General features: G+C 31.1%; 5 protein-coding genes. 1 reads left to right on the forward strand and 4 read right to left on the reverse strand.

The features are described 5' to 3' along the window. The 3 genes from AMO08_RS03185 to AMO08_RS03195 form a co-directional block, all read right to left on the reverse strand. Positions 1–996, reverse strand: a 996-nt coding sequence (locus AMO08_RS03185; protein WP_075485073.1) for a Gfo/Idh/MocA family protein, incomplete at its 3' end; no start/stop codon positions are given. Next, complete coding sequence (locus AMO08_RS03190; RefSeq protein ID WP_075485076.1) at positions 993–2,003, reverse strand: Gfo/Idh/MocA family protein; 1,011 nt, start codon at positions 2,001–2,003, stop codon at positions 993–995. The genes AMO08_RS03185 and AMO08_RS03190, both read right to left, overlap by 4 nt. Positions 2,004–2,006: 3 nt before the next feature. Beyond that, the gene (locus AMO08_RS03195) at positions 2,007–2,831 is read right to left on the reverse strand and encodes a phytanoyl-CoA dioxygenase family protein (protein ID WP_075485079.1); all 825 of its coding nucleotides are present in this window, start codon (positions 2,829–2,831) and stop codon (positions 2,007–2,009) included. Between the two features lie 47 nt (positions 2,832–2,878). On the opposite strand from AMO08_RS03195, the gene AMO08_RS03200 reads away from it, so the two are divergent. Further along, positions 2,879–3,328, forward strand: a complete 450-nt coding sequence (locus AMO08_RS03200) for an MOSC domain-containing protein (RefSeq protein WP_075485082.1) — start codon at positions 2,879–2,881, stop codon at positions 3,326–3,328. On the opposite strand, the gene AMO08_RS03205 is transcribed toward AMO08_RS03200, so the two are convergent. Further along, positions 3,325–4,230 (reverse strand): MFS transporter (locus AMO08_RS03205; protein WP_143323806.1); only part of this gene is annotated, 906 nt, incomplete at its 5' end. The two genes, AMO08_RS03200 and AMO08_RS03205, sit on opposite strands and share 4 nt — an antisense overlap.

Genomic DNA, 4,230 nt, shown 5'->3' on the forward strand with positions numbered 1-4,230 from the left:
AGCATAGACAGCAGTAACAAATTCTAAAGAATTTCTAGCATCTAATAAAGTTACCTCATCACTAGGAGATCCATCTAGTTTATTAGCAATTTCTTCAAACATACCTGCATACCATGATTTTGGTTCTTTTACTTTTGATAGTACTTCATCTATTTGAGCTTGAGTTATAGGAGCTCTTGGTAAAAATTCCCATTTATCATCAGCTGGACTATATGGTTTATCTGGTGATGCACCAGACTCAGCTGTTAATCCCTCAAAACAAAATCGAAGTCTACTAGTATCATTTGCAGCTCCAAGTGTTATTGAGCTTGTAACCAATGTCCCATTTTTCATTTCAATAGAAAGAGCAGCACAATCCTCTACTTCAATATCATTTACTTTAGTTGATAGATTGGCAAAAACATTTGAAACAGGGCCTAGGATCATAGTAACTAAATCATGAATATGAATAGAGTGACTTAAAATTGCCCCACCTTGTTCACCTTCCCAAGTTCCTCTCCAAGGTTTTGAATAATAATCTTTACCTCTATTCCAATGAGTTTCTAAAGAAGCAACCAAAGGGTTTCTTGCTAAACCAGATTTGATTAATGCTTTTAATTTTGAAAATCCTAGACCATATCGATATTGAAATACTGGAAAAATAATCTTACCAGTTGTTTTACTAATCTTTTCTAATTCATCTACTTCTTTAAGACTTGAAACTAATGGTTTTTCACAAATCACATGCTTTCCAGCTTCCATAGCTTTTTTACAAGCAGAAAAATGTAAATGGGGTGGGAGGCAAATATCAATGATATCAATTTCTTTAACTTTTAATACATCGTCAAAATTTAGAGAAACTTTTGTCTCAGTATTTGATTTTAATATTTTATCAATAGCTTCCCGAGTTAAACCACATAATGTGTGAACATTAAATCTCTCAGATACTTTTTGAAAATCTTCAAAATGTTTTGCTCCTATATTGGTTCCAATTATTGCTACTTGATATTTTTTCATTCTTTTTCAGCTTGTTCTTGAGCTTTAATAGCAAGTTCCATTGAAAGATAAGTAAGTTCTTGAGGACATGCAGTTTCTGTTCTGTTTAAAACATCATTAATTAAATTATTAAAGTAGGGTAGCTTAACATTAGAACAATCAATATGTTTCACCTCATCATTATTTGCTAAAAATAAATGATTACCTTTTTCTGATTTTGCTAAATCTGTATATTTTCTTACTTCAATAAAACCTTTGTCTCCAAGGATTAGCAATCTTCCATCTCCCCAGGTTGGAAGAGCATCTGGAGTAAACCAGTCCAGGCGAATATAACCATGCCCACCATTACCAGTAAGGTTCACTTCACCAAAATCTTGAAAACCAGGCATATCTTTCTTTGTCGTATTTTCCGCTAATGCATGGTTGATTTTTGCCTGATTTGAGTTTGTAAAAACTAAAAATTGATGAATTTGGTGAGAACCAATATCGGTAATAATTCCTCCATAACTTTGACGATTATAAAACCAATCTGGTCTCTCATAGTTTCCTTGCCTATGTGGGCCTGTACCAATAGTTTGTTTTACTTTTCCTATTTTACCTTCATTTACTAATTCTTCTGCTTTAGTAACTGCAGCAACGTGAAATCTTTCAGAAAAATTTACAGACCAGATCTTTCCAGTTTCTTTAACAGTGTTTTTCAAATTATTAAGCTGATCTAAGGTAGTGCAGCCTGGTTTATCTACCATAACATCTTTCCCAGCTTTTAAGGCATCTATTGAATGACCAGCTCTATCTGCAGGGATTGAAGATATTAAAATCATATTAATAGATGAGTCATTTAATATTTCCTCTTTATTTTCTTTTCTTTTAATATTTGGATATTTTTTATTAAATTCTTGAAGAGTTAAAGGATCCCCATCTGTCCAAAAAGAATTACAACTACAACCTTCTTTAATCATTTCATCTAACATATCGAAAATATGACCATGATCTATTCCGATTACCCCAAGTTTAAGTGCTTTTTTCATAAACTAATAAGATCCTTTTTGTTTTGCACCTTTATAAAAAATTTCTTGCAGGTAATCATTTTCTTTTTTTCGAAGTAAAATACTTTTTTCACTCATTAAAGTATTAGTTCTATTTATAATTTCATGATGATTGTATTTATCCTCTCCTCTTGCAATTTGGACACTATTTTTACCTAAGGTTTGTTTTACGTTTGTCCCTATATAACTTTGGATAACAAATCCTATTCTTCTATCATTACTCTTATTTATTCCTGACCCGTGCACTACTCTTGGATGATGTAATGACATTTGACCAGCTTTTAGTTCTATAGATTTAATTTCTTCTTCAGGCACATTCTCTACTGTTTGTCCTCTAGTAAGTAAGTTGCCTTCATTAAATTTCTCATTGTGATCTTTAATATTTAAATGTGATTTAGGCCACATTTTCATACATCCATTATTTTCGTTCGAATCTGTTAATGCTACCCATGCTGTGACCCAATTATGAGGTTCTAATCCTATGTACTTTGCATCTTGATGATAACTTACAAAACCTCGCTCGTTAGGGTTTTTAATAAATAAAGTAGTACTGCAAACTAAGATGTTTTTTCCAATAATACTTTCTACAGCATCTAAAATTTTTGAATTATGAACAATCGAATCAAGTTTTGGTGAAATTAAATGAACATTATATCTTCCCGATTTATCTATTTCATTTAGCATTTTTTTTTCAATTAATTCTATTTCTTCTCTTGCCTCTAAGGCCTCACTACTAGACAAAACTTCAATAGGGGATATGTATCCTTTATCTTCATACTGTTTAAGTTGATTTGATGATAGATAAGTCATATTATTCTGAAAAGTTTATATGAGCTCAACTATTTCTTCAATAATTTATGGCCGAAGTATTTAAATTAGGAATTGCTGCTGACAATAATCAATCCATCATGGAAGTACATTCAATTGAAGTCTTAGCAAATAAAGGAATAGTAGGTGATCGACATTTTCATGATTTTAATGATCCTTACAATCAACTATCATTAATAGAGTCAGAGAATATAGATGAATATAATATTAAATTTGGCCTTAATATTCCTTATATAGATTTCAGAAGAAATATAATTACAAAAGGCATTAAATTAAATGATTTAATTGGAAAAAAACTCAAGGTTGGAAATGTAGAATTAGTGGCGATTGAATTATGTCGTCCATGCAGACATTTAACTGAAATGCTTGACCAAAAAAATATACTTAAAGAGTTTATGAGGAAGGGTGGACTAAGGTGTCAAATTCTCACTTCTTCAAAAATTAATATTGGTGATAAAATAGAATTAATTAATATTTAATTTTTCGCAGTTTCATTAACTTGGGTTTCATCGAGTGTTGCAGGCGCATCAGGATCTAGCTCCAATCCAGCAGGTGTAATTGTTGCTGGAATTGGTGTGAATGTTGAGTCTGGATTTTCAACAGTGCTTCTAACCTTCATTCTATACAGTCCAAATACACCAATTATTGAGTGTGCTATAATTAAAAATACAAATAAACCATTTAATCCAAACCATTCCATGAAAATTGCACACAAAATAGGACCACTAATAGCTCCTACACCAAAAATTAATTGTAATCCACCACCTGCAGCAACAAATTTAGATTTTGGAACAAAGTCATTTGTATGTGCAAGGTTAAGTGAGAATAATGGTAGACATAAACTTGTATAAAGTCCAACAGCTATAAAAAAAATTATTTTTCTAAAAGCGAATTCATCCATATAGTAAATATTTTGTATAGGATCATTTGAAGTTAAAATTGCAATTAATGCTAAAAGAGAACTTCCAAATGTTGTTATGACTATCACTCTCCTTCTGTCAAAAATATCTGAAAAATAACCAATAGGACCCTGACCTAAAACTCCAGCAATTGTTGCAACAAACAAAAGTATAGATGTTTCAAATAAAGTAAATTTTGCGATCGTTGCATAAACAGAAATTAAAGAAAAGAAAGCTGCATGAATTATTCCTGTAAAGAAAGAGCTTAAAGAACCAAGAGGTGAGATTTTATAAAGTTCTAGAATACTTATTGTTTCAATTTTTTTAAATTTAGGAGCGGGTCTTTTTGTTAATAAAATAGGAACTAGAGCAACAGAAAGTAAAACAGAAACCAAAATAAAGGGTTCATAAGCCTCAGGTTTACTTATATTAAGTAGAAGCATACCTAGAGCTAAACCAAAATAAATTACCATCATGTATGC

This window comes from Candidatus Pelagibacter communis (assembly GCF_001180205.1).
GTDB lineage: Bacteria > Pseudomonadota > Alphaproteobacteria > Pelagibacterales > Pelagibacteraceae > Pelagibacter > Pelagibacter ubique_O.